Annotated in this window: 23 protein-coding genes, 4 tRNA genes and 1 riboswitch; of the genes, 9 read left to right on the forward strand and 18 right to left on the reverse strand. The window is 59.7% G+C overall.

What is annotated here, in order from left to right:
- Positions 1-26: 26 nt before the first annotated feature.
- The gene (locus tag ASE80_RS27315; RefSeq protein WP_017138388.1) at positions 27-959 is read right to left on the reverse strand and encodes a chemotaxis protein CheV; all 933 of its coding nucleotides are present in this window, start codon (positions 957-959) and stop codon (positions 27-29) included.
- 95 nt (positions 960-1,054) lie between these two features.
- Between ASE80_RS27315 and flgA the strand changes: the two genes are divergently transcribed.
- The 4 genes from flgA (at position 1,055) to ASE80_RS27335 (ending at position 3,661) form a co-directional block, all read left to right on the forward strand.
- Positions 1,055-1,813, forward strand: a complete 759-nt coding sequence (flgA, locus tag ASE80_RS27320; RefSeq protein WP_056861664.1) for a flagellar basal body P-ring formation chaperone FlgA — start codon at positions 1,055-1,057, stop codon at positions 1,811-1,813.
- A gap of 156 nt (positions 1,814-1,969) precedes the next feature.
- Entirely contained in the window at positions 1,970-2,296 is a 327-nt protein-coding gene (gene flgM / locus ASE80_RS27325; protein WP_017138390.1) for a flagellar biosynthesis anti-sigma factor FlgM, read from the forward strand.
- 48 nt (positions 2,297-2,344) lie between these two features.
- Entirely contained in the window at positions 2,345-2,815 is a 471-nt protein-coding gene (locus tag ASE80_RS27330) for a flagella synthesis protein FlgN (protein WP_017138391.1), read from the forward strand.
- Between the two features lie 96 nt (positions 2,816-2,911).
- Positions 2,912-3,661: a flagellar brake protein gene (locus ASE80_RS27335; protein ID WP_056861665.1), complete on the forward strand. Its 750-nt coding sequence runs from the start codon at positions 2,912-2,914 to the stop codon at positions 3,659-3,661.
- Positions 3,662-3,722: 61 nt separating this feature from the next.
- Here the strand turns inward: ASE80_RS27335 and ASE80_RS27340 are convergent, their stop codons facing one another.
- Positions 3,723-5,114 carry an MFS transporter gene (locus ASE80_RS27340; protein WP_056861666.1) on the reverse strand — a complete coding sequence of 464 codons (1,392 nt, stop codon included), beginning with the start codon at positions 5,112-5,114 and terminating at the stop codon, positions 3,723-3,725.
- 282 nt (positions 5,115-5,396) lie between these two features.
- Positions 5,397-5,473 (reverse strand) — tRNA-Arg (locus ASE80_RS27345).
- Positions 5,474-5,798: 325 nt separating this feature from the next.
- Here ASE80_RS27345 and ASE80_RS27350 point away from each other — a divergent pair.
- The 3 genes from ASE80_RS27350 to ASE80_RS27360 all read left to right on the forward strand — a co-directional run bounded on the left by ASE80_RS27350 (position 5,799) and on the right by ASE80_RS27360 (position 6,937).
- Entirely contained in the window at positions 5,799-6,026 is a 228-nt protein-coding gene (locus ASE80_RS27350) for a hypothetical protein (RefSeq protein ID WP_056861667.1), read from the forward strand.
- 11 nt (positions 6,027-6,037) lie between these two features.
- Positions 6,038-6,217 carry a PA3371 family protein gene (locus tag ASE80_RS27355; RefSeq protein ID WP_056861668.1) on the forward strand — a complete coding sequence of 60 codons (180 nt, stop codon included), beginning with the start codon at positions 6,038-6,040 and terminating at the stop codon, positions 6,215-6,217.
- Between the two features lie 393 nt (positions 6,218-6,610).
- Entirely contained in the window at positions 6,611-6,937 is a 327-nt protein-coding gene (locus ASE80_RS27360) for an Arc family DNA-binding protein (RefSeq protein ID WP_003193592.1), read from the forward strand.
- Positions 6,938-7,046: 109 nt separating this feature from the next.
- Here ASE80_RS27360 and mgtE read toward each other — a convergent pair whose 3' ends face one another.
- The 8 genes from mgtE to ltaE all read right to left on the reverse strand — a co-directional run bounded on the left by mgtE (position 7,047) and on the right by ltaE (position 14,788).
- Positions 7,047-8,489 carry a magnesium transporter gene (mgtE, locus tag ASE80_RS27365; RefSeq protein ID WP_017138415.1) on the reverse strand — a complete coding sequence of 481 codons (1,443 nt, stop codon included), beginning with the start codon at positions 8,487-8,489 and terminating at the stop codon, positions 7,047-7,049.
- 340 nt (positions 8,490-8,829) lie between these two features.
- Positions 8,830-8,906 (reverse strand) — tRNA-Arg (locus ASE80_RS27370).
- A gap of 72 nt (positions 8,907-8,978) precedes the next feature.
- Positions 8,979-9,055: transfer RNA gene (locus ASE80_RS27375), tRNA-Arg, on the reverse strand.
- Between the two features lie 107 nt (positions 9,056-9,162).
- A tRNA-Ser gene (locus ASE80_RS27380) sits at positions 9,163-9,253 on the reverse strand.
- A 62-nt stretch (positions 9,254-9,315) separates the two neighbouring features.
- Entirely contained in the window at positions 9,316-9,504 is a 189-nt protein-coding gene (gene csrA, locus ASE80_RS27385; RefSeq protein ID WP_003175645.1) for a carbon storage regulator CsrA, read from the reverse strand.
- 175 nt (positions 9,505-9,679) lie between these two features.
- On the reverse strand, positions 9,680-10,921 hold the full coding sequence (locus ASE80_RS27390) for an aspartate kinase (RefSeq protein WP_056861669.1): 1,242 nt from the start codon (positions 10,919-10,921) through the stop codon (positions 9,680-9,682).
- A 97-nt stretch (positions 10,922-11,018) separates the two neighbouring features.
- Complete coding sequence (gene alaS, locus ASE80_RS27395) at positions 11,019-13,637, reverse strand: alanine--tRNA ligase (protein WP_056861670.1); 2,619 nt, start codon at positions 13,635-13,637, stop codon at positions 11,019-11,021.
- A gap of 146 nt (positions 13,638-13,783) precedes the next feature.
- Positions 13,784-14,788: a low-specificity L-threonine aldolase gene (gene ltaE / locus ASE80_RS27400; RefSeq protein ID WP_056861671.1), complete on the reverse strand. Its 1,005-nt coding sequence runs from the start codon at positions 14,786-14,788 to the stop codon at positions 13,784-13,786.
- Between the two features lie 182 nt (positions 14,789-14,970).
- Positions 14,971-15,140, forward strand: a riboswitch (FMN riboswitch).
- 114 nt (positions 15,141-15,254) lie between these two features.
- Here ltaE and ASE80_RS27405 point away from each other — a divergent pair.
- On the forward strand, positions 15,255-15,761 hold the full coding sequence (locus tag ASE80_RS27405; protein WP_056861672.1) for a 6,7-dimethyl-8-ribityllumazine synthase: 507 nt from the start codon (positions 15,255-15,257) through the stop codon (positions 15,759-15,761).
- Between the two features lie 146 nt (positions 15,762-15,907).
- Positions 15,908-17,389, forward strand: coding sequence for a M91 family zinc metallopeptidase (locus ASE80_RS27410; RefSeq protein WP_056861673.1), 1,482 nt, complete (start codon positions 15,908-15,910; stop codon positions 17,387-17,389).
- Here the strand turns inward: ASE80_RS27410 and astE are convergent.
- The 7 genes from astE to ASE80_RS27445 form a co-directional block, all read right to left on the reverse strand.
- Positions 17,386-18,390 carry a succinylglutamate desuccinylase gene (gene astE / locus ASE80_RS27415; RefSeq protein WP_056861674.1) on the reverse strand — a complete coding sequence of 335 codons (1,005 nt, stop codon included), beginning with the start codon at positions 18,388-18,390 and terminating at the stop codon, positions 17,386-17,388. The genes ASE80_RS27410 and astE overlap by 4 nt on opposite strands.
- 11 nt (positions 18,391-18,401) lie before the next feature.
- On the reverse strand, positions 18,402-18,692 hold the full coding sequence (locus tag ASE80_RS27420) for a hypothetical protein (protein ID WP_003214319.1): 291 nt from the start codon (positions 18,690-18,692) through the stop codon (positions 18,402-18,404).
- 37 nt (positions 18,693-18,729) lie between these two features.
- Positions 18,730-20,076 (reverse strand): N-succinylarginine dihydrolase, encoded by a 1,347-nt coding sequence (gene astB / locus ASE80_RS27425; RefSeq protein WP_056861675.1) that lies wholly within the window; start codon positions 20,074-20,076, stop codon positions 18,730-18,732.
- Positions 20,077-20,245: 169 nt separating this feature from the next.
- Positions 20,246-21,715 carry a succinylglutamate-semialdehyde dehydrogenase gene (gene astD / locus ASE80_RS27430; RefSeq protein WP_162238863.1) on the reverse strand — a complete coding sequence of 490 codons (1,470 nt, stop codon included), beginning with the start codon at positions 21,713-21,715 and terminating at the stop codon, positions 20,246-20,248.
- Complete coding sequence (gene astA, locus ASE80_RS27435; RefSeq protein ID WP_056861677.1) at positions 21,712-22,737, reverse strand: arginine N-succinyltransferase; 1,026 nt, start codon at positions 22,735-22,737, stop codon at positions 21,712-21,714. Before astA ends, astD begins: the two co-directional genes overlap by 4 nt.
- Before the next feature lie 50 nt (positions 22,738-22,787).
- Entirely contained in the window at positions 22,788-23,807 is a 1,020-nt protein-coding gene (aruF, locus tag ASE80_RS27440; protein WP_056861678.1) for an arginine/ornithine succinyltransferase subunit alpha, read from the reverse strand.
- A 244-nt stretch (positions 23,808-24,051) separates the two neighbouring features.
- The gene (locus tag ASE80_RS27445) at positions 24,052-25,272 is read right to left on the reverse strand and encodes an aspartate aminotransferase family protein (RefSeq protein WP_056861679.1); all 1,221 of its coding nucleotides are present in this window, start codon (positions 25,270-25,272) and stop codon (positions 24,052-24,054) included.
- Positions 25,273-25,421: the final 149 nt, after the last annotated feature.

The raw sequence follows: 25,421 nt of genomic DNA on the forward strand, positions 1-25,421 counted from the left end.
CGTGTGACCGCCAGGAGGAAATCCCCCTAGCCGTGATCTGCTGCCTTGATCCGGTCGACTACCCGGGATGCCAGGTCGTCAGGGCGGAATTTGGCCAGGAAGTCATCGGCACCGACCTTCTTGACCATCGCCTGATTGAATACGCCCGACAAGGAAGTATGCAGGATGATATGCAATTTTTGCATGCGTGGGTCGTTACGTATCTCGGCCGTGAGGGTATAGCCGTCCATTTCCGGCATTTCAATGTCGGAGATCATCATCAGGAACTCTTCTTCCGGCTTCTTGCCTTCGTCCACCAGCTTGCGCAGGTAATCCAAGGCCTGGCGACCATCGTTCAAAGCCACCACTTCCACGCCGACGGTTTGCAGGCAACGGCTGACCTGCTTGCGCGCCACCGAAGAGTCATCCACCGTCAGCACACGCAGTGAAACTGCCTTGTGCGCGGTTTCGGCGTCTACCACGCCAACCGAAATGGTTTCCGAGGTGGGGGCGACTTCGGCGAGGATCTTTTCCACGTCGATGATTTCGACCAACTGGTTGTCGACCCGCGTCACCGCCGTGAGGTAGTGATCGCGCCCGGTGCCCTTGGGCGGCGGATGGATCTCCTCCCAGTTCATGTTGACGATGCGTTCCACCGAGCGCACCAGGAAACCCTGGGTCTTGGTGTTGTATTCGGTGATGATCACAAAGGGGCTTTCGCGGTCCTGCAAACCCGAGGAACCGGTGGCCATGGCCAGGTCGAGAATCGGAATGGTCGCGCCTCGGATATTCGCTACGCCGCAGACCACCGGGCTGGATTTAGGCAATATGGTCAGCTTGGGGCACTGCAGCACTTCCCGCACTTTAAACACATTGATGCCGTACAGCTGCTTGCCGTCCAGGCGGAAAAGCAACAGTTCCAGGCGATTCTGCCCTACCAGCTGTGTGCGCTGGTTTACTGAGTCCATTACTCCTGCCATGCCTTGACTCCTACGCTAAAACCTTTGGCTATACCTACAAGGGCAACGACGCTCACCCAACACTAAACGGCACGGGCTTTGCTATTTATTGGTCTATGAACCTTAAAACGACAGTTTTCCGACGCATCCCACGGTATCGCAGATTGCTCTGCGCATCGATGGCTTTGCTTGCCTTGGGCTCGGGCACCACGGCTCGCGCAGATAATGTCACCTTGCCTGATCTCCTTATCGGCGTCACCCAAGGCTTTCTTGAGTTCACTGTAGAAGATTATCTGGCGACCACCCAAACGCCGGGGCGTTACGAAATCCAGGTCAACCAACTGGACCCGCGCCTGCGCATGCCTATGTGCGACAAGGAATTGACGGCCAGCCTCGAAAGCCCGGCCCAGCCCATCGGCCGCGTGACGGTAAAAGTGCGCTGCGAGGGCGCCTCACCCTGGACCGTGTTTGTGCCGGCGCAGGTCAAACTGTTCCGCGATGTGGTTGTGGTCACACGCCCGCTCAAACGCACCGGCATCATTGGTTTTGAAGACGTGGCCCTGCGTGAACGCGACATCAGCCTGATCAATCAGGGCTACCTCACCGCTGTGGACCAAGCCATCGGGCAGAAACTGACCCGACCAATGGTCACCGACCAGGTCATTACGCTGGTGCATCTGGAACAGGCTGAGGTGATTCGCAAGGGCGACCAGGTGGTGATTTCCGCCAGCAGCGGCGGGCTGATGGTAAAAATGCCGGGGGAGGCGCTGTCCAACGGCGGGATGAGCGAGCAGATCCGGGTCAAGAACCTCAATTCCAACCGTGTGATCAAGGCGCAGGTGACCGCGCCGGGCCAGGTTGAGGTGGCGCTATAGATCACCGCTGTGAGATCGCTGGTGTGAAACGCCAGGTTTTCCTACACTGTGCGTGGGATGTCGACCTGTACAGGTTTATTGTCAATCGGGCCTAAAGTTTGTCCGGGTATGGCCGAAAACATGGCAAGCGTCCAAATACCCAGAGGTTTTTTTAACATGGTCATTGATTTCAGTCGTTTAAATAACACCCAGGCTTTGCCGGGCAATACGCGCACCAGCGGGGCAAAGGACGGCGTAGAAGCCAAGTCCCAGCCAGCACCTGCCGCCAAGGCAGAACAGGCCAGCGCCAGCCAGAGCGGGGAATCGGTACACCTGAGCAATGAGGCTCAACAGTTGCAGAAGGTCACTGACTCGCTGCGCGATCAACCCGTTGTCAATAAAGCCCGCGTGGCCGAATTGAAGCAGGCAATCGCTGATGGCAGCTATAAAGTCGACAGCAACCGTGTAGCCAGCAAGCTGCTTAACTTCGAAGCCGAGCGCTAGGCAAAGGCCTGCGCAGGGCTTGTGGACGCTTAAAACCCAAGGCCAGCCATGCACCACGACGAACATTTGCTTGAACTGATCATTGATGATCTGGCGCCGACGCAACTTCTGCTCGAGCTGCTCAAAGAAGAATCCCTGGCCCTCTATGGCCGGGATATGCGCTTGCTGGAGGAAATCCTGGCGCGCAAACAGTCGCTGATCGTGCTGCTGGAGCAGCATGGCAAGAAGCGCAGCGAAATTCTCATCAGCCTCGGCCTGCCGGCTGATCATGATGGCCTGGCACAACTGGCCAGCCACTCCTCGGTAGGCGATCAGTTGCTGGCGCAGAGCACCGCACTCAATCAATTACTGGCCCAGTGCCAGGAAGCCAACCTGCTCAACGGCCAGTCGATCCAGCTGCAGCAGGCTACGACCGCCAACCAGTTGCGCATACTCCACGGCGGAGAGCCCCCGGCGCTTTACAACGCCCAGGGTTCCACCTCGCGCCTGGTCAAGCCAAGCACCCGCAGCCAAGCCTGACACCGGTTTACAGCGCGCCCTATCCAAGGCGCGCTACATACTGGCAAAATGCCGGTTCTTGCGTGTAGTCGTATTTTGCCTGGAGATGGAAGAACCGTGTTCAATGCCCTTAATGCGGAAGATGCTCCGCAGCCACCCAAGGTGCTCACCACGCCTCTGGAAATCGCCAGCACGTTGCGGATGCTGCAAGAAAGCCATGACCCGCTGATCATCACTTTTCATGAACGCAGCCAGCGGTTCCAAAGCTATTTGGTGGATATTGACCGGGACAGCAAAACACTCGCCCTCGACGAAATGATCCCCCGCGACGGTGAACGCTACCTTGAGAATGGCGAACCGTTCCGCATTGAAGGTTTCCATGATGGCGTGCGAATCGCCTGGGAAAGCAACGGCACGCTGACCATCAGTGAAAAAGGCGGCCACCGCATCTACACCGGCAGCATGCCCGACGAGGTGGTCTACCATCAGCGTCGCAATGCTTTTCGCGCCGCATTGAAGCTGGCCCAACTGGTCAGCATCGAGCTGGGTGGCGAAAAGCTCAAGGCACCGATCAGCGGCAAGCTGCTGGACATCTCCGCCACCGGCTGCAAGCTGCGTTTTGAAGGCGACATCGCCGATCGCCTGCAACTGGGCCAGGTCTATGACCGCTTTATCGCCGCCCTGCCCTTCGGCAGCATGACCACCTCGGTGGAACTGCGTTACCTGCACTTCGAAGACAAGATCAACACCACCTTCGCCGGCGTGCGCTTTCACAACATGAGCGGCTTGGTACAGCGCCAGGTTGAACGTTTTGTGTACCAGTTGCAGCGCGAAGCGCGGCGCTTTGACAAGGACGACGACTTTTAAACCATAAAGGCCGCGTCAATAAAAACGGGCAGATCCTGATGGGATCTGCCCGTTTTTGCTTTCAGGGGCGTGCCCTGCTCAAGTCATGAGGATGCTCGTCCGGCCCCAGAGGTTCCGGCGGCCCTTCAAAAGCGGGTTCATCCGCGGGTTGTTGCGGGTCAGTTTCGGTTTCAGGTTCCGGCTCAGGCACAACGTTCTGCATTTGCTCCTGCACCACCGCCTCATCCACCCGCGGGTCGAGGCACGCCACCAGCGGCGAGCTGGACATACTGTCAGGCATCGCCACGTGATGCAGTGGCGCGTCGTCTACCTGATGCAGGTTGGTTACCGCCTTCGGCCGGATCCGCCATACCAGGATCAATGCACACAGGCTGAAAAACGCATACAGCATGTGGCTGCCGAACAGCTTCATCACCACACCCGCCAACAGCGGCCCGACACTCGCGCCGATGCCGTAGGTCACCAGCAACATGGCCGTCAGCGACACGCGGCGATCACCTTCCACATGGTCATTGGAGAACGCCACCGCCAAGGGATACAGGCAGAACTGCACCAGGGAACACAGGAAGCCGGCCACAAACAGTACTTCCAGCGGCACCTGGGTCATTACGGCCAACGGCAACGCCGCCACGGCCAGGCACAAGGCGAAACAGCGAATCAGCAAGGCGCGGTCATAGCGGTCCGACAACCAGCCCAATGGCCACTGAACCAACAGACCGGCAAAAATGCAGCTACCCATGAACAGACCGACCTGCTCGGTGCTCAAGCCTTGCTGCGAGGCATACAGCGGCGCCAGGCCGTAGAACGAGCCGACGATCAGCCCCGCGCCCAGCACCGTGCTCAGCGACTGCGGCACACGCTTGATAAAGAAGCGCGGCTCCATGGGCGCCGGGTGCAGCGGCGCCGGGTGAATGCGTCGGGTCATGGCCACCGGCACCAGGCACAAGGCAAAGCACAACGCCACCAGCATGAGCAACTCAAGGCCAAGCTCAGGGTGCATGACCAGGATCAACTGACCCAGCACCAGCCCGAGATAGGACGCGATCATGTAACCGCTGAACACTACGCCACGCTGCTTGGCGTCCGCCTGCTCATTGAGCCAGCTTTCGATGACCATGTACTGGCACATCATCCCCAGGCCCACGATCATCCGCAGCACAATCCAGGCCGGCAGCCAGTTGATCAGGCCATGGCCCAACACCGCCGCGCCGACAATCCCGGCACAGGTGGCATACGCGCGAATATGCCCGACGCGGGCGATAAGCCGATGGCCGATCTTGCCGCCCAGCACCAGGCCGAAGTAGTTGGCCGCCATCAAGGCACCCACCCACAGGCTGTCGACGTGGTCGGCTGCCAGACGCAAGGCAAGGTAAGTGCTGAGCAGGCCGGACCCGATCAACATCATCAAGGAGGCGAAATAAAGGGCTCGAAAAGATTTCCAGATCTGGCGCATCGGCGTTCCGAGCGGCTCCTTGAAGTGAGGGACAGGGCTATCAGCATGATAGTCCGGGGTTGCCGGGAGCGGACAGAAGCAGCGGGCCGTTTTCCGGGGAATATTTTTGCTTAATCGTTCAGACGCTGCCTGGTCGCATGCAAGGTACATATGCAACGTACAAAAGTACGCGAAACACACGGCGCCCCTGCTGTGAACCCTGATAGGCGGCAAGGTTCGACCGGTGTTGCCGGCGCGCACAAAAAAGCCCTGCCAGGACAACCTGTGCAGGGCTTTTGAAGATGGTGTCCCAGGGCCGGTTCGAACGGCCAACCTTCCCCTTAGGAGGGGGATGCTCTATCCAATTGAGCTACTGGGACAAATGACAGCCATCGGGCACTGGGCACTGCGACGGACGGCGTGCATGTTAACGGCCGAGGTGGGTTTTGTCATGTCGTCCGTGGGCTTTTTGAGTGTAGGGCGATCCTTGTTCGGCCGAGGCCTGCTTTGCCCAGCAACGACGGGACCTGGACGCTGTCGTGCAAAATGCACTACCCCAAAATGCCATCATTGCAAATTGCAACCTGGCGATGCTTTCGAGTAGACTCAACCCATTGATTTTATTGAAATAATAGATTGGCACGGGACCTGCAATACTTCTCCTACAACCCCATTCAGCCACGGCGTTTAGCGGAGAACATGACCATGAACAGTGCCCTTCTGTTAGCCCTCAACACCATAGCCCTGGCTGCACTGGTGATGTTTCATTTCCAATCGACCGGCATTAATGATCCTGCACAGATCAGCCAGGCCGTACCGCACCACCTGCAACAACGCCCGCAATTGGCGGTGATGACGCCCAACGCGCAATCGCCGGTACGCCTGACCCAAGGCACCCAGACTGCGCCGGCATCCGAACATTGGGTTTTCTAAGGAAGCCATTCATGAGCAAATCCGCCTGGCTGTTTTTGTGCCTGACTATCGCCACTGGCGTTCTGGGCCTGGGCGCCACCTCTGAAGATGGGCAAACCGCTGCAACTGTTGCTGCGGTAGTATTCACGAGCCTGCTCCTGTTGACGCTTTTCATGGGCCGCAAAATCAAATTCGATCCAGTTTTGCGCTGACCCCTGCGCTGTACCTCCCCCTTCGACCTTATGTCGCCCCGCCCTCGCAAATCGGCAAATTGCCACTAGTCTTAAAGATAAGGGCAAAAGGCCACTTTGCTTTAGGATGTGCGGCCTCATCCCCTGTGCTGGCCTGGACTTACGGGAAGTTCCGTTGCGGAATGACCCGTTTGAAAGTTTTCCAACCAGTCCGCAAAAATACAAATGAGTGCTGGCATTACGCCTTTAGGCAGTTCAATATTTGTCACAGAATTGACGCCAAGGAACTGTCAAATCTGAGGCATGATGCGGCCTCTTTGCAATTCGGGTTGAACTTTGGTCGTGAGCCTTGTCTTAACACTCATCTTGCGGCCAATTCCAAAAACCGCTCCCCTGAACTAACCGGTTAAATATATGCGCCCATTGAAACAGGCAATTTATTCCAGCCGTACGGCTGACAAGTTCGTCGTACGTCTGCCAGACGGAATGCGGGAACGCATTGCCGAGGTGGCTCGCAATCATCACCGCAGCATGAACTCCGAAATCATCGCGCGCCTGGAGCAGAGCCTTATTCAGGAAGGTGCGCTGGGCGAAGAGTTGAGCATGCGCCTGGACAGCCCTGAGCTGTCACTGCACGAACGCGAACTGCTGCAGCGTTTTCGTCAGCTCTCCCACCGCCAGCAAAATGCTCTCGTCTCGCTTATCGCGCACGACGTTGAGGCGGCCGCAGAAGCCAATTGATATTCAACTGAAAGCCGAAGCCAGCGCTATGCTGGCTTTTTTTTGCGTGAAATTTGAGGGGCACGGCAGAGGGCAGCGTGGGAGCGGGCGTGCCCACTCCCACAAGGGATCAGAGCAGAAAGATCGTCGCCAGGCCCAGGAAGATGAAGAAGCCACCGCTGTCGGTCATGGCCGTGATCATCACACTGGCACCCATGGCCGGGTCACGCCCCAGACGTGCCAGCGTCATGGGGATCAACACGCCCATCAACGCCGCCAACAGCAGGTTGAGGGTCATGGCTGCCGTCATCACCACGCCCAGTGACCAACTGCCATACAGCAAGTAAGCCACCACACCGATCACGCCGCCCCACACCAAACCGTTGATCAGGCCCACGGCCAACTCTTTGCGCAACAGGCGCGAGGAATTGGCCGTACTGACCTGGTCCAGCGCCATGGCACGCACAATCATGGTGATGGTCTGGTTACCGGAGTTGCCCCCAATACCCGCCACGATCGGCATCAACGCCGCAAGGGCGACAAGCTTCTCGATGGAGCCCTCGAACAGCCCGATCACGCGCGAAGCAATGAACGCCGTGATCAGGTTGATTGCCAGCCACGCCCAACGGTTATGCAGGGAGCGCCAGACTGACGCAAAAATATCTTCCTCTTCACGCAGACCCGCCATGTTGAGGACTTCGGTTTCACTCTCTTCACGAATCAGGTCGACCATTTCATCGATGGTCAAACGGCCAATCAGCTTGCCGTTCTTGTCGACCACCGGCGCCGAGATCAAGTCATAACGCTCAAATGCCTGGGCGGCCTCGTAGGCGTCTTCATCCGGGTGAAAACTCACCGTATCGCTGGCCATCAGATCCGCGACTTTCTTTTCCGGATCATTGACCAGCAGACGCTTGATCGGCAACACGCCCTTGAGAATGCCTTCGTAGTCGACCACGAACAGTTTGTCAGTATGGCCCGGCAGCTCTTTAAGGCGACGCAGGTAACGCAGGACCACTTCCAGGCTGACGTCTTCGCGGATGGTGACCATCTCGAAGTCCATCAGTGCGCCAACCTGATCCTCGTCATAAGACAACGCGGAGCGCACACGCTCGCGCTGCTGGCTGTCGAGGGCTTCCATCAACTCATGGACAACATCACGCGGCAGCTCAGGCGCCAGGTCAGCCAGTTCGTCGGCGTCCATCTCCTTGGCGGCAGCCAGGAGCTCGTGATCGTCCATGTCGGCGATCAGGGTTTCACGAACCGAGTCGGATACTTCGAGGAGGATGTCGCCGTCGCGGTCGGCCTTGACCAACTGCCACAGGGTCAGTCGATCATCCAGCGGCAAGGCTTCAAGAATATAAGCGACGTCGGCAGAGTGCAGGTCATCGAGCTTGCGTTGCAGCTCAACGAGGTTTTGCCGGTGAACCAGGTTTTCGACGCGGTCGTGGTGCGGACCTTCCTGGCGGTGCGTGAGGTCTTCGACCACGCGCTGACGCTGCAGCAGCTCGATGACTTGAGCGAGGCGATCCTGCAGGCTGTCTTGTGTTTTCTTTACTTCTACTTCGGTCATAGGCGAACTCCACTCCCAGCAGCGGGGCACGCCGGAAGGATCAATCAGTCAATTCATGATTGGTAAAGCGGGGTACTGAGCAACTACTGGGTAAGTCCATGGAGGTATTCCACAAGCCCCGGCGGGGCTGACGGGCGCAATGATACACGCTGCGCACGCTTTTAACGTTAAAAAACTGGAAAGAACAAGCGCTTGCGAGCCAAAGCTGAGCATCGGCTGCATCTATGAACTGCGACGACACAGCCCGGAAGGAAAACACATGAGGCCGGAAGAAAGAGCTGAAATCCTACACAAACCCCAGACGGCAAAAAGCCCGCACTAGGCGGGCTTTTTGTTTGTATGGTGCACTCGACAGGATTCGAACCTGTGACCGCTCGGTTCGTAGCCGAGTACTCTATCCAGCTGAGCTACGAGTGCAGATTGTGTTTTTAGACCAGATCACAACTGGTTGAAGCCAAGTCACCTGCATCGCTGCAACTGACTCTTAAATGGTGCACTCGACAGGATTCGAACCTGTGACCGCTCGGTTCGTAGCCGAGTACTCTATCCAGCTGAGCTACGAGTGCATTTGTTGCGCGCATTATAGGCCGTTCAATCTCTATGTAAAGCTATTTTTTCGTTTAATTTCAACAACTTAGCGAAAAAACCAGATTGCAACGTACTAAGCAAATAATGGCGGAGAACGGGGGATTCGAACCCCCGACACCCTTTTGAGGTGTACTCCCTTAGCAGGGGAGCGCCTTCGGCCACTCGGCCAGCTCTCCGCAACACGGGGCGTATATTAACCACGTTCATCCCCGTTTGCAAACATAAAAAACGATAAAAATTAAAGGCTTGGTTCTTCGTCCTTCTCTTTCTTGATCCGCAGGTAAATTTCCTCGCGGTGGACCGCTACCTCTTTCGGAGCGTTAACCCCGATACGCACTTGATTGCCTTTGACGCCGAGCACAGTCACGGTGATTTCGCCATCACCGATAATCAGGCTTTCTGCGCAACGACGAGTCAGAATCAGCATACCTTTCACCTCACGCATTTCAGTTCAGGAACAACAGTCTGCAAAAAAAAGGCGTTCGACCCATGACCTGACGGCCATAGCCCTAACGGCCTAAGTATTGTCGAGCGCACGCAAAAGACCATGCGCCCCACAAAAAAATGAAAGGCGCGGTAAACCGCGCCTTCCTGGCATTGCCTTACTCGCCCTGTCGCGCCGGCGCGTCCAGCTCAAAAGCGGTGTGCAGCGCGCGTACAGCCAGCTCCAGGTACTTCTCCTCAATCACCACCGAGACTTTGATTTCCGAGGTGGAGATCATCTGGATGTTGATGCTTTCCTTGGCCAGCGCCTCGAACATGCGGCTGGCAACGCCGGCATGGGAGCGCATGCCCACGCCCACGATCGACACCTTGGCAATCTTGGTATCGCCAACCACTTCACGGGCGCCAATCTCGCTCGCAGTGTTCTGCAGGATACGCTCGGCTGCATCGTACTCGTTGCGGTGCACGGTGAAGGTGAAATCGGTGGTGTTATCGTGCGAAACGTTCTGCACGATCATGTCGACTTCAATGTTCGCGCCGCTGATAGGGCCGAGGATCTTGAAGGCCACGCCCGGGGTGTCTGGCACGCCACGGATCGTCAGCTTGGCTTCATCGCGGTTGAAAGCGATGCCGGAAATGATCGGCTGTTCCATGGATTCCTCTTCATCAATAGTAATGAGGGTGCCCGGACCCTCTTTGAAGCTGTGCAATACGCGCAGCGGAACGTTGTACTTGCCGGCGAACTCCACCGCGCGGATCTGCAACACCTTGGAACCGAGGCTGGCCATTTCCAGCATCTCTTCAAAGGTGATCTTGTCCAGGCGCTGGGCCACGGACACCACACGCGGGTCGGTGGTGTACACGCCGTCCACATCAGTATAGATCTGACATTCATCGGCCTTGAGCGCCGCTGCCAGTGCCACACCGGTGGTATCCGAACCGCCACGCCCGAGGGTCGTGATGTTGCCCTGCTCGTCCACGCCCTGGAAGCCAGCTACAACTACCACACGGCCGGCTTTCAGATCTGTGCGGATTTTCTGATCATCGATCTGCAGGATGCGGGCCTTGGTATGCGCGCTGTCGGTGAGGATGCGCACCTGGCTGCCCGTGTAGGACACCGCCGGCACGCCACGCTTGTTCAGCGCCATGGCCAGCAAGGCAATGGTCACCTGCTCGCCGGTGGACACGATCACATCCAGCTCACGCGGCAGCGGCTGTTGATCACCACTGATCGCCTTGGCCAGATCGATCAGGCGATTGGTCTCGCCGCTCATGGCCGACAGCACCACCACCAGGTCATCGCCGGCGTCGCGGAATTTCTTAACCTTGTCGGCGACCTGCTCGATTCTTTCGACGGAACCGACCGAAGTGCCTCCAAATTTCTGTACGATCAAAGCCATTTCTAAGCCGCCTCAGCCCGTAAAGGGGCGCCCAATAAACAAATCTTCCAGCACTCAAACGGGCCCATGACTAGACCATGGGCTCATTAACAGTGCCTTAAATGCCGGCCTCGACAAACGGCACGGTCAGGGCCAGGGCCGCGTCCAGGGAGCCTGCGTCTACACCACCGCCTTGCGCCATGTCCGGACGACCACCGCCCTTCCCGCCCACTGCCGCAGCGGCTTGCTTCATTAAATCACCAGCCTTGAGTTGGCCAGTCAGGTCTTTGGTTACACCGGCAACCAGAACGACCTTTTCCTCATGGACACCGCCGAGCAGGATCACTGCGCGGCCGAGCTTGTTCTTCAACTGATCGACCAAGGCCAACAGCGCCTTGCCATCCTGGCCGTCCAGGCGCACAGCCAGCACTTTCACGCCCTTGACGTCCAGCGCGGAGGCCGACAAATCGTCGCCCGCTGCGCTCGCCGCCTTGGCCTGCAACTGCTCCAGCTGTTTTTCCAGTGCGCGGTTACGCTCCAGCACGGCCGACAGCTTGTCGATCAGGTTGTCACGGCTGCCCTTGACCAGGCCGGCCGCTTCCTTGAGTTGTTCTTCCGCCGCATTGAGGTAGGCCAGGGCCGCAGCACCGGTGACCGCTTCAATACGACGCACACCGGAGGCCACACCGCCTTCGCTGATGATTTTCAGCAGGCCGATATCGCCGGTACGGTTGGCGTGGATACCGCCACACAGCTCCACCGAGAAGCTGCCGCCCATGCTCAGTACGCGCACTTCGTCGCCGTACTTCTCGCCAAACAGCGCCATGGCGCCTTTGTTCCTGGCGGTTTCGATGTCGGTTTCTTCGGTTTCAACCGGGGTATTCTTGCGAATCTCGGCGTTGACGATGTCTTCCAGTGCCTTGATCTGCTCAGGCTTGATCGCTTCAAAGTGGCTGAAGTCGAAACGCAGGCGCTGGCTGTCCACCAACGAACCCTTCTGCTGCACATGCTCACCCAATACCTGGCGCAACGCAGCGTGCAGCAAGTGAGTGGCGGAATGGTTCAAAGCAGTTGCATGCCGCACGTCGGCATCGACTTGAGTGTCAACCGGCGCACCAACTGTCAGGTTGCCCAACACCAGCACACCGTGGTGCAGGAACGCGCCGCCGGTCTTGGTGGTGTCACGCACTTCAAAACGCCCGGAGGTCGAACTGAGGAAACCGCAGTCACCCACCTGGCCACCGGATTCGGCGTAGAACGGGGTCTGGTCCAGCACGACTACCGCTTCTTCGCCTTCGCTCAATACGTCGACCGACTTGCCTTCTTTGTAGATGGCCACGATCTTGGCCGCGCCCACGGTCGCCGCGTAGCCGGTGAACTCGGTGGGCACGTCGACCTTGACCAGGGTGTTGTAGTCCAGGCCAAAGGAGCTGGCGGAACGAGCACGCACGCGCTGGGCTTCCATCTCACGCTCAAAACCGGCCTCATCGACGGTCAGCTCGCGCTCACGGGCGATGTCGGCGGTCAGGTCCATCGGGAAACCGTAGGTGTCATACAGCTTGAACACCACGTCGCCCGGCACCACGGTGCCTTTGAGTTCAGCCAGGTCCTGCTCGAGGATCTTCAGGCCGTGCTCCAGGGTCTTGGAGAACTGCTCTTCTTCAGCCTTGAGCACGCGCTCGATGTTGGCCTGCTGCTGCTTGAGTTCCGGGAAGGCATCGCCCATCTCGGCGACCAGCGCGGCCACGATCTTGTAGAAGAAGCTGCCGGTGGCGCCCAGCTTGTTACCGTGACGGCAGGCGCGACGGATAATACGGCGCAGCACATAGCCACGGCCTTCGTTGGACGGCAGCACACCGTCGGCGATCAGGAAACCGCACGAACGGATGTGGTCCGACACTACCTTGAGCGAAGACTGGTTGTCATTGGCGCAGCCAATGGCAGCCGCCGAGGCGCTCAGCAGGTGGGTGAACAGGTCGATTTCGTAGTTGGAATGCACGTGCTGCATCACCGCACTGATCCGCTCCAGGCCCATGCCGGTGTCCACCGACGGCGCCGGCAGCGGATGCAACACGCCATCGGCGGTGCGGTTGAACTGCATGAAGACGTTGTTCCAGATCTCGATGTAACGGTCGCCGTCTTCTTCCGGCGAGCCCGGTGGGCCGCCCCAGATGTCCGCGCCGTGATCATAGAAAATCTCGGTGCACGGGCCGCACGGGCCGGTATCGCCCATGGTCCAGAAGTTGTCGGAAGCGTAAGGCGCGCCTTTGTTGTCGCCGATGCGAATCATGCGCTCGACGGGCACACCGATTTGCTGGGTCCAGATGTCATAGGCTTCGTCGTCGGTCGCATAGACCGTAACCCAGAGCTTTTCCTTGGGCAGCTTCAGCACGCCGGTCAGGAAGGTCCAGGCGAAGGTAATCGCATCTTTCTTGAAATAGTCGCCGAAGCTGAAGTTACCCAGCATCTCGAAGAAGGTGTGGTGGCGGGCGGTATAACCGACGTTTTCCAGGTCGCTGTTCTTGCCGCCGGCGCGTACGCACTTCTGGCTGCTGGTGGCGCGGGTGTAGGCGCGCTTTTCCTGGCCCAGGAAGCAGTCCTTGAACTGGTTCATCCCCGCGTTGGTGAACAGCAGGGTTGGGTCATTGCCTGGGATCAAGGAGCTGGAGGCTACACGGGTGTGGCCTTGCTCTTCGAAGAAGCGAAGGAAGGCTTCACGGATTTCTGCGCTTTTCATTAGGTTCTTCCACGGAGTCTGCGGCCAAAGGCCAGTGCGCAACATCATCAGACGGAGCGACGGCAAAGGGCCGCATTATATCGGCCCTTTGCCGGTGGTACAGCGTGTTTATGTGATAGAAACAGTCAATTAGACGGTCTGCACGATCATTTTCGGGAAAACTCGACAAATGTCTGCACCACGTGCTCCATCTGCGCCCGGCTGACGTCCAGGTGAGTGACCATGCGCAGACGCGGCGCGGCGCTCAACTTGATCCCGCGTTCGGCGGCAAAGGCCTTCAGCGTCTGGGCCTGATCGCCAATCTGCACGTACACCATATTGGTTTGTACCGGCTCCACCTCAAACCCGGCGTCGCGCAGCGCATCCCCCAGCCATTGGGCGTTGGCGTGGTCGTCCGCCAGACGCTGCACCTGATGATCCAGGGCATACAGGCCCGCCGCTGCCAGCGAGCCGGCTTGGCGCATGCCGCCACCGACCATCTTGCGCAGGCGCCGCGCCTTGGCGATCAACGCCGTGGAGCCGCACAGCACCGAGCCGATCGGCGCACCTAGGCCTTTGGACAGGCACACCGATACCGAGTCGAAATGCTGGGCAATCTCCCGTGCATCCACGCCGAGCTTGACCGCCGCGTTGTAGAGCCGCGCGCCGTCCAGGTGCAACGCCAGGCCGTGTTCACGGGTGAACGCCCGCGCTTTGGCCAGGTAAGCCAGCGGCAGCACCTTGCCCTGCATGGTGTTCTCCAACGCCAACAGGCGGGTGCGGGCGAAGTGGAAGTCATCCGGCTTGATCGCCGCCAGTACGTGGTCCAGGTCCAGCGAACCGTCGGCTTGCACCTCCAGCGGCTGCGGCTGGATCGAGCCGAGTACCGCCGCGCCACCGCCTTCGTATTTGTAGGTATGGGCCTGCTGGCCGACGATGTATTCCTCGCCGCGCTCACAGTGAGCCATCAAGGCAAGCAGGTTGCTCATGGTGCCCGTTGGCACAAACAACGCCGCAGCGAAGCCCAGGCGCTTGGCCAGCTCGGCCTCCAGGAGGTTGACGCTCGGGTCTTCGCCGTAGACGTCATCGCCACTGACGGCAGTGGCCATCGCATCGAGCATGCCGGCGGTGGGTTGGGTCACGGTGTCGCTGCGCAGGTCTATGACGGTCATCCGGGGGCCTCTGAACTTTGTTGTCGTATTGACGATTACTGCGGGCAAAGCCACGCAATATCAAGCCCCACGTGCATTCAATCGAATACCAACCAAACAAACCGATATAGGTTATCGATACGGCGATCGTGCAGTTTCTGAAAAAGCATGTTAAAAACTCTCCGCCGCCAGGGTTCTGGTGGCAACGTTCTCAGGGCGGGGTGCAATTCCCCACCGGCGGTAATTGCACGCAATGTGCATAGCCCGCGAGCGCTTGGCGCCTCGAACTGCTCACGCAGGACGGCGACAAGGTCAGCAGACCCGGTGTGATCCCGGGGCCGACGGTCATAGTCCGGATGAAGAGAGAACGGGATTGGCACCCAAGGGCCGCGCGCTGAACTCATGCCTGCATGACGCCGCTGTTCGTACCCTTGAAATCCCATTCGATTCATAACGCCCTGTTTTTTTCTTAAACAGGAGTCAGAACATGCAACCCACCGCAATCGACAGCAAAAGCAAAAACCACCACGGCGAGCGCGTCGCGTTTATCCAGGCCTGCTGGCACAAGGATATTGTCGACCAATCGCGCAAAGGCTTCCTCGCCGAAATGATCGCCCAGGGCTACCAGGAATCGGACATCGATTTCTTCGAAGTCGGCGGCGCCTTTGAAATGCCCCTGCACGCCAAGCTGCTGGCCAAGACCGGCCGTTACGCCGGCATCGTCGCCGCCGCGCTGGTGGTGGACGGTGGCATCTACCGCCATGAATTCGTCGCCCAATCGGTGGTCAGCGGCCTGATGCAGGTTCAGCTGGAAACCGAAGTGCCGGTATTCTCCGTGTCCCTGACCCCGCACCACTTCCACGCGGGCAGCGAGCACCACACCTTCTTCTATGAGCACTTCGTGCACAAAGGCCAGGAAGCCGCGCGCACCTGCGCCGACACCCTGCACAAGGTGCGTGCGATCCGTCGCAGCGAGCAAAAACTGGCTGTCTGATACATCCAGCCACACTCAAAAACGCCCCGGCAAGTTCGCTTGCCGGGGCGTTTTGCTTGATGCGTGCATATCTACCGTTTCAACATCACGCTCCTGCGGTCAAGTAAGGCGGTAATTCCTTTACTTGAACACGGAGTAACCGCGACATGGATACAAGCACAAATGCCGACGGCGTCTACGTCATCGATGCCAACACACTCACCCCCAACCCAGGGCGGGTGCCTACCAATGAACGGCCTGGCGGCCCTGGCTTCATCGAACTCCACCTGATCCTTGAGAACGAAAACGTGCGCATCGAGCGCAGACTATTCAAGGATGAATCCATCGACCAGCTGTGCATGACCACCTTTGACGGGCAAGACACGGTCAACATCTTTGCCGCCCACCCGCCGGCCGGGGCGCTTTCGACACTGAGTATTCAAATCAATCAGTCTCGCTACGAAGTCACTCTGAACTGGCGCACCCAGACATTGGTCTTGAACACCCAGGGCGGCGCTGATCGCATCCATATCGAAGAGGATGTGATTGTGCAGGTGTTTGTCCTCAGCGGCGATGGTGAAGACCGAGTGGTGAGCGCCGCCAGACACGCGAGCCTCTACACCGGAGCGGGCAACGACTTCATCGCCGCCATCGGCGGCTCGTGCCACGTTGACGCGGGCGAAGGCGAGGATGAGGTGCATGGCTACCAGGACATTCATATGACCGTGTATGGCGGCCCGGGCAACGACATCATCAGCGGCGGCAATGGTTCAAGCTATATCGACGGTGGCACAGGCGATGATCGTATCGACGGCGGGCTTGGCCACAACGTCATCAACGGCGGCCCCGGCGATGATCGGATCAAGGCCGGGCCGGCCGGCAACGTCATTTACACCGGCGATGGGCGCAAGAATGTCACCGGGCTAAAAGCCAACGACATCACCTATTTCAACTTTAAAAGCGACCTGACGGTGGATTGCGCCCTGGCCTTGCACGCGGATACGCCCACCGACTGGCCGCCCGGAGAGCTGGCGTCCCACGCCATCCACCTGGAGCCTGAAGCACTGGAACACAGCGGCCTTAGCGTCCAGGGCAGCGAACAATTCATTGAGCGGGTCAACGACGATTTGCGCTTTCTGCTCAGTTCTCCCACCGGCCAACGCGTGCTGGCCGAACTGGAACGCGCCGCCAAAATCAGCGGGCTACCGGTCACGATCCATGAGTTCTATCCCGCACCTAACGGCCTGTTCATTCCAGACCCTGCCAGCGCCGACTGGCCTTTTATCGACAATGGTCAAGCTGGGCGACCTTCCTACGGTGGGAAAATCTGGTACAACACCACCGACATTCGCCCTGGCACGCCCAGTGTCATTAACCTGTTCCACGAGCTGTGCCACGCCTACAACAACATCAGCGGTACGCTTTTCAGGGGCGAAAGCCCGGATGGCGTCGACGGCACCAAACCTCGTTTACCCATGCGCAACGCCGAGCTGCAAGCCGTCGGCCTGCCAACCACCGCTACGCCTTTTGATTTCGACCAGGACCCCAGTACCCCACCGACCAACACCAACCCACCCGCTTTCAGTGAAAACGGGTTGCGCAAAGAGCTTGGGCTACCGCCACGCCTGCAATATCACACGCCAGACTAGGCCAGGCCTTGCTCAGTGGCCGGTACAATCAATATGCCGGCACGCAGGCCATTCTTGACCTTCGGGTTCGGGAAAATGATACGCGCGCCCTCCTCCTCGATCACCCAGCGGGTCTTGGCCACGTCCTCGGCCAACAGGTAACCCTTGGCCAACGGCGAGAAGTTTTCCACATCCGCCGGCAGGTGCAGCAGGAAGGCATCACTGTGTTTGATCACTTCGCGGGAGACGGCAAACAGTTGCAGGCCATCGAGGCTCTCGGTGTCGGGCTCATTGCCCTCGATGATCTGCTTGAGGCGCGTTTCCAGGCGTGACACATCCACGCCCTGGTTCTGCCCGAACGGCCGGGCCTTGCCCAATTCCAGGGTGAAGGCCTCCGCGTCCAGCTGCTCGTAGGTAAACGCGGTGAAGGTGATCGAAGTTTTGTTTTGCAACAAAACCGCCTGCATACCGGCAGCGTTCAGGCGCGCCAGCTCATGGCGCGAATGCTGGCGCCCTTCTTTCCACGGATACAGCGCGAACTGCTCGATCTTCGAACCGCGAATGGCCGTGTGCAGGTCGTAATGCAGGCGCGAACGGCCCGGCAGGCTGAAGAAACTGCGAGCCAACTGCTCAAGCTCGGCGGCGCGCATGGCCTCCGGGCCGATGTTTTGTTCGTGGCGGCCATTGAACAGCCGGTTGACGTCCAGCTCCAGGTAACGCTCGCCGCGGCGCATGGCCTCGGGGTTACCGAACAGGAACAGAATACGTGTGCGGGGCTTGATCTCCCCACGGGCAATGCCATGCAACAGGCGGTCGAGCAATTCGATCGGCGCGGTTTCGTTGCCATGGATGCCGGACGACAGCAGCAGGTCGCCGCCGTTGTCCAATGCCAGCGGCGGGCGCACTTCAAGCGCGCCTTCGCTGAGCCAGCGCATCTGCACGCCGTCGACAGTCAGTTGAATTTTTTGCGCCGGTTCACGACCGGCGAGGGTCAGTTCAAGCAGTTTGCCGAGGGCGAGCATAAGCAGCTTCCTTAGTGGTTGCAGCCAGGACCATGGACGTGATCGTCGTCATCACCTTCAACGTCGGCCGGTTCCATTTCCAATTGCAGGCTCATCAGGTTGGTGGCCAGCGGGCGCATCAGCAGGTTGGCGTATTCGGCATCACCTTCTTCCACGTCCACGCCGATCAGCAGTTGGCCACGGCCGTCGTGCTGGATCCAGATTTCCTTGCCCTGCCACACCACGGCGACGCGGGTGCAGGAGGTTTCCAGCTGGGTGCCGTCGGTGTCTTCAAGGATCAGTTTCAGGGTGTCGGTGGTCATAAATTGTTCTCAGCAGAGGGTGTAAAAAGAGGCAGATTTAATTGATCTGGAAAGGATAAACCGAGCCCAGTTTAAGGATTTGCGTCAGTTCATCCAGTGCCGTCCGGCACTCAAGCAGCAATTGCGGGTCAGCCAGGTCGCTTTCACGCAGGCTGTCGCGGTAGTGCTTGTCGACCCATTGGGTCAGGGTTTCGTACAACGGCGCGGTCATGATAACGCCTGGGTTCACCGCCGCCAGTTCCGTTTCATTCAAGGCCACGCGCAAGCGCAGGCACGCCGGGCCACCGCCGTTCTGCATGCTTTGCTTGAGGTCGAACACTTTCACTTCACGGATCAGCCCGCCGGACGCGGTCAGGCCTTGCAGGTACTGCCAGACACGCTCGTTGGCGCGGCATTCTTCCGGCACGATCAGCAGCATCGAGCCGTCGGCGCGGGTCAGCAACTGGCTGTTGAACAGGTAGGAGCGCACCGCGTCCTCGACGCTGACCTGGGCACGCGGCACACACACCGACTGGAAGTTGCCCCCCAGCTTGCCCAACTTGCCTTGCAGTTCGGCGAGCATCTGCTCGGTATTGAGGAACGCGTCCTCGTGATAGAACAGCACTTCGCCGTTGCCCACCGCGATCACGTCATTGTGGAACACACCGGCATCGATCACCGCCGGGTTCTGCTGGCCGTACACCACGCCGTCATCTTTCAAGCCGTGCAGGCGTGCAACCGCCTGGGAGGCTTCGAGGGTCTGGCGCGCCGGGTATTTTTGCGGGGCCGGGTAACGGGTGTCGAACGCACTGCGGCCGAACACGAAAAACTCAACCCCGGCCTCACCGTATTCACGGCAAAAACGCGTGTGGTTGGCGGCGCCCTCATCGCCGAACTGCGCCACCGCCGGCAACGCGGCGTGATGGGCGAAGTGCTTGCCATCGGCAAACATCGCCCCCAGCACACGGCTGGTGGTCGGGTGCTCGATGCTGCGGTGGTATTTGCAGTTGAGGTTGGCAGCGGTGAAATGCACGCGGCCATCCGCGGTGTCGGCGCTCGGGCTGACCGTGGCGGCGTTGGCCACCCACATGCTCGACGCCGAGCAGCTGGCCACCAGCAACGGCATGGCGTGCTTGGCGGCTTGCTGGATCACTTGGGCGTCAGTGCCGCTGAAACCGAGGTTGCGCAAGGCCGCCACATCCGGGCGCTCTTGTGGCGCCAGCACGCCTTGCACAAAGCCCATGTCCATCAGGGCTTTCATTTTCTGCAGGCCCTGCAACGCCGCTTCCTTTGGGTTCGAAGACTGCTGGCTGTTGCTCTGGGACGCGACGTTGCCGTAGGACAAACCGCCGTAGTTATGGGTCGGCCCCACTAGACCGTCAAAATTGACTTCACAGGATTTCATCGGCGAGGCTCCACGAACATCTGTTTTTATAGGCATCAAGTTACTTGAACACACCACTGAACTTGTGTGGGAGCTGGCTTGCCTGCGATGGCATCACCTCGGTTTGGCTGAAAAACCGAGTCGCCTGCATCGCAGGCAAGCCAGCTCCCACACAAGCCTGCTCCCACCTTTAGATCAGTGTAATGCCCGGCGTCAGTGTTGCCGGGACCACCAGGCTTGGGGTCTCCAGCGAAGCCACCGGGTACGCGCAATAATCCGCCGCGTAATAGGCACTGGCACGATGGTTGCCCGAAGCACCCACACCGCCGAACGGCGCAGTACTGGCAGCGCCGGTCAGCTGTTTGTTCCAGTTGACGATACCGGCACGGCTTTCCAGCCAGAACTGCTGGTAGCGCGCTTCGGAATCCGACAACAAACCCGCCGCCAGGCCATATTGAGTGTTGTTGGCCTCGGCAATCGCCCCGGCAAAATCAGCGTAGCGGATCACTTGCAGCAAGGGGCCGAACAGTTCTTCATCCTCGCGCTCGCTCACGCCAGTCACGTCGATGATGCCCGGCGTCAGCAAGGCGGCCTGCGCCTGTGGCTGAGTCATTTCCAGCAGGGCCACGGCGCCATTGGCCAGCATCAGCTCCTGAGCGTCCATCAAGGCTTTGGCCGCACCGAGGGAAATCACCGAGCCCATGAACGGCGCCGGCTGTTGGTCGAATGCACCGACTGCAATCGTCGCGCTGACCGCCACCAGACGCGCCAGCAACGCATCGCCCCAGGCGCCTTGCGGCACCAGCAAACGACGGGCACAGGTGCAACGCTGGCCAGCCGAAATAAACGCCGACTGAATAATGGTGTAGACCGCCGCGTCCACATCGGCCACTTCGTCGACCACCAGTGGGTTGTTGCCGCCCATTTCCAACGCGAGGATCTTGTCCGGGCGCCCGGAGAACTGCTGGTGCAGATGATTGCCCGTGCGGCTGGAGCCGGTGAAGAACAAGCCGTCAATGCCTGGGTTGGCCGCCAGGGCCATGCCGGTTTCCCGCGCACCTTGCAGCAGGTTCAACACGCCCGCCGGCAAACCGGCTTCGACCCAGCATTGCACGGTCAGTTCGGCGACTTTGGGGGTCAGCTCGCTCGGTTTGAACAGCACCGTGTTACCCGCCAGCAAGGCCGGGACAATATGCCCGTTGGGCAAATGGCCAGGGAAGTTGTACGGGCCGAACACCGCCACCACACCGTGGGGTTTGTGACGCAATACGGCCGTGGCGTCGCCCAACGGGCCGCTCTTTTCGCCGGTACGCTCGCGGTAGCTTTGCACCGAGATGGCAATCTTGTTGGCCATGCTGGTGACTTCGGTGGCCGACTCCCACAGGGGCTTGCCGGTTTCTTCACCGATGCAACGGGCGATTTCATCGGCGCGGCTTTTCAAGGTGGCGGCGAAGGTTTCCAGCACGCTGATGCGTTCTTCCAGCGGGCGCCTGGCCCACGCTGGAAACGCCTGACGCGCGGCTTGCACGGCCGACTCAACCTGCTCGGCAGTGGCGCCATTGCCGGCCCACAACACCTGCTGGGTCACCGGATTGCGCGATTCAAACAGCTCACCCTGGCCAGCCAGCCAGCTTCCTGCGATATACAACGAATTCATTATTTCGACTCCCGAGCAGCAGACAACGCAACAGCGCGCACTTGATCACCCACCACCAGTTGCAGGCGTTTGGCGGTGTGCGGATCGACCACCAACGTGCCTGCCGCCAGCCGGGCTGGAGCGGCAGTAATACGGCACTCCTCGCGCTTGCGGTTATGGATCAGGAACGGCGTGGCGTCGTCCCCCGGCGTGCCGATGGCCAACACCAGCGACTGGCTGTCGCGCACCGCACGGATTTTGCTGGTTTCACACTCCACCGCCGGGCCGGCGTCGAAAATATCCACATAGCCCTGGTAGCTGAAGCCTTCACTCTTGAGCATGCTCAGCGCCGGCTCGGTGTCCGGGTGGACCTTGCCGATCACATTGCGCGCGTCTTCCGACAGGAAGCAGCTGTACAGCGGAAACTTGGGCATCAGCTCAGCGATAAACGCCTTGTTGCCCACGCCGGTGAGGTAATCCGCCTGACTGAACTCCATCTTGAAGAAATGCCGGCCCAGGCTTTCCCAGAACGGCGAGCGCCCGGCATCATTGGACACGCCACGCATCTCGGCAATGATCTTGTTGCCGAACAGCTGCGGGAACTCGGCGATAAACAGCATGCGCGCCTTGGCCAGCATGCGGCCGTTAAGGCCGGTGCGGTAATCGGCGTGCAGGAACAACGAGCACAATTCGGAATTGCCGGTGAGGTCGTTCGCCAGGAACAGCGTCGGAATCTCGCGGTAAATGTTCAGTTCCTGGGAGGCGCTGACGGTCAGGCCGACCCGGAAGTTGTACCAGGGCTCACGCAAGCCGACGGCACCGGCAATGGCAGAAATCCCCACCACACGGCCTTCGTCGTTTTCCAGCACGAACAGGTAGTCGGCATCACCCCGCCCGGCTTCACCGCGAAAGGTTTTTTCCGCCCAGCCAACCCGGTGGGTCAGGCGCTCTTCGTTGGCCGGCAAGGTGGTAAGGCCGGTGCCGGTGCTGCGCGCCAGATCAATCAGGGCCGGTAAATCGCTGCTGCGTACGGGACGAACGATCATGCTATCTCCTCAGACGGGCCGCTGTTACCAGCCACCCGCGAAACTCAGTCTTAAACAGCCACCAGGCGCACACTCGCGCCTTCGCCAACGCCCAACGCTTCGGCCGCTTCCAGGTCCAGGGTCACGGGCTTGCCCGGCGCGTAGTCCAGCTCCAGCATCACCGCACGGTAATCCTGTAACTGCGCGTTGCTCACCAGGTACTGGCGACCGACACCCTTGAGCATCTCGCCGATTTTTACCGGCACCACACGGCTCTGGGCGATCGAGCGAATGCCCGAGACCCGTGCGTGCAACGTCGGGCCGCCGTCGAAGATGTCGATGTAGTGGTCGGTCTCGAAGCCTTCGCGCATGAGAATGTCGAAGGTGATCTGCGCACGCGGGTGCACCTGGCCCATGGCTTCCTGGGCTTCGTCCGGCAACAGCGGCACGTAGATCGGGTAATGCGGCATCAGCTCGGCGAGGAAGGTGCGGCTTTTGAGCCCGCACAGGCGCTCGGCGGCGGCGTAGTTGAGGTCGAAGAAGTTGCGGCCGATGGCGTCCCAGAACGGCGAGTCACCGTTCTCATCGCTGTAGCCGACAATTTCGGTCACCACCGAGTCGGCAAAGCGCTCGGGGTGGCTGGCGACGAACAGCAGGCGGCCACGGGAATTGAGTTCCGACCACGGCGAACCGACCAGCGCAGGCTGCACGTAGAAACTGGTGAGCAGGCTGTTGCCGGTGAGGTCGTGGCACTGGGAAAGCACGTGGATCTTGTTGTGGATCTTCAGCTCGCGGGAAGCGTGCACGAAGGTCTCGTTACGGAAGCTGTAGAACGGCTCCGAGTAACCGGCCGAGGCGACGATGGCCGAGCAGCCGGCAAGCTTGCCGGTCTCGGTGTCTTCGAGCACGAAGAAATAGCTTTCTTCACCGTTGAAACTCACCTCGGCCGCGAAGGACGCTTCGCTGGCGGCGATTTTATCGCTCAGGCGTTCCACATCGTCCGGCAAGGAGGTGACACCAATCGGGCTGTCCGCAGCCAGACGCTGTACCTCGCCCAGATCAGCCATTTGCGCGGGGCGCATCACCAGCATGGTGTCACTCCTTAACTCGAAAAACTCACAGAGGGAAAAATGCCGGACAGGAGGCCTGCTCACCCCTTCTGATGGTGTAAGCACATCCATGTGGGAGCCGGGCTTGCCCGCGATGGCGGTGTGTCAGTCAGCACAGAGTTGCCTGTGCCACCGCCTTCGCAGGCAAGCCAGCTCCCACATTTGATCCGGTCCGGCCTTTAGAATTTTTGTTCGGCACCCGGATTGCCAGGCGCCGAACGGTCCATCAAGCTTGCGTCAGCGTCTTCACAGCACGTTCGAAGCGGTCCAGGCCTTCGTTGATGTCCGCCTCTTCCACCACCAGGCTCGGGGCGAAACGCACCACGTCGGGGCCGGCTTGCAGGATCATCAGGTTTTCTTTTTCGGCCGCGTTGAACACGTCCTTGGCACGGCCTTTGAACGCATCGCTCAGCACGCAACCGATCAGCAGGCCCAGGCCGCGCACTTCGGTGAAGATGCCGTACTGCTTGCCGATCTGCTCCAGGCGTGCCTTGAACAGGTCGTGCCTGGCGTTCACACCGGCCAGCACTTCTGGGGTGTTGATCACGTCGATCACCGCCTCGGCCACCGCACACGCCAGCGGGTTGCCGCCGTAAGTGGTGCCGTGGGTGCCGACCACCAGGTGCTTGGCCAGGTCTTCACGGGTCAGCATGGCTGCGATCGGGAAACCACCGCCCAGGCTCTTGGCGCTGGTGAGGATGTCCGGCGTCACGCCGTAATGCTGGTAGGCGAACAGGTGGCCGCTGCGGCCCATGCCGGTTTGCACTTCGTCGAACACCAGCAGCGCGTTATTGGCGTCGCACAGTTCGCGGGCGCCTTGCAGGTAAGCCAGCTCGGCCGGCAATACGCCGCCTTCGCCCTGGATCGGCTCCAGCACCACGGCGCAGGTCTTGTCCGACACGGCGGCTTTGAGCGCGGCCAGGTCGTTATAAGGCACATGGGTGATGCCGGTGATTTTAGGCCCGAAACCATCGGAGTACTTGGACTGGCCACCGACGTTGACGGTGAACAGGGTACGGCCGTGGAAGCTGTTCAGCGCGGCGATGATCTCGTACTTCTCGGTGCCGAAACGGTCGAACGCGACACGACGGGCCAGCTTGAATGCGGCCTCGTTGGCTTCGGCGCCGGAGTTGCAGAAGAACACGCGCTCGGCAAAGGTGGCGTCGATCAGCTTGTGCGCCAGGCGCAGGGCCGGCTCATTGGTGAACACGTTGGAGACGTGCCACAGCTTGTTGGCCTGTTCGGTCAGTGCACCGACCAGCGCCGGGTGGGCATGGCCCAATACGTTGACCGCGATGCCGCCGGCAAAGTCGATCAGCTCGCGACCGGCCTGGTCCCACACGCGCGAACCTGCGCCACGCACGGGGATAAAGGCGGCAGGTGCGTAGTTAGGCACCATCACCTGGTCGAAATCGGCACGTTGCACCGGGGCTTGCTCAACGGACATCGGAGTCTCCTGAAGAGGAACGCCCGCCTGGAACTGGCGAGCGATGCAGGGATTGTAAGGACAGTTTTCAGTGCAGCCTTGCCGCCAAGCGACAACTTCTTATAGCGCCAACCCGCGTTTTTGGCGGGTTTACGCCAATGCGACAAATA

This window comes from Pseudomonas sp. Leaf15 (assembly GCF_001421425.1).
Classification (GTDB): Bacteria; Pseudomonadota; Gammaproteobacteria; order Pseudomonadales; family Pseudomonadaceae; genus Aquipseudomonas; species Aquipseudomonas salomonii.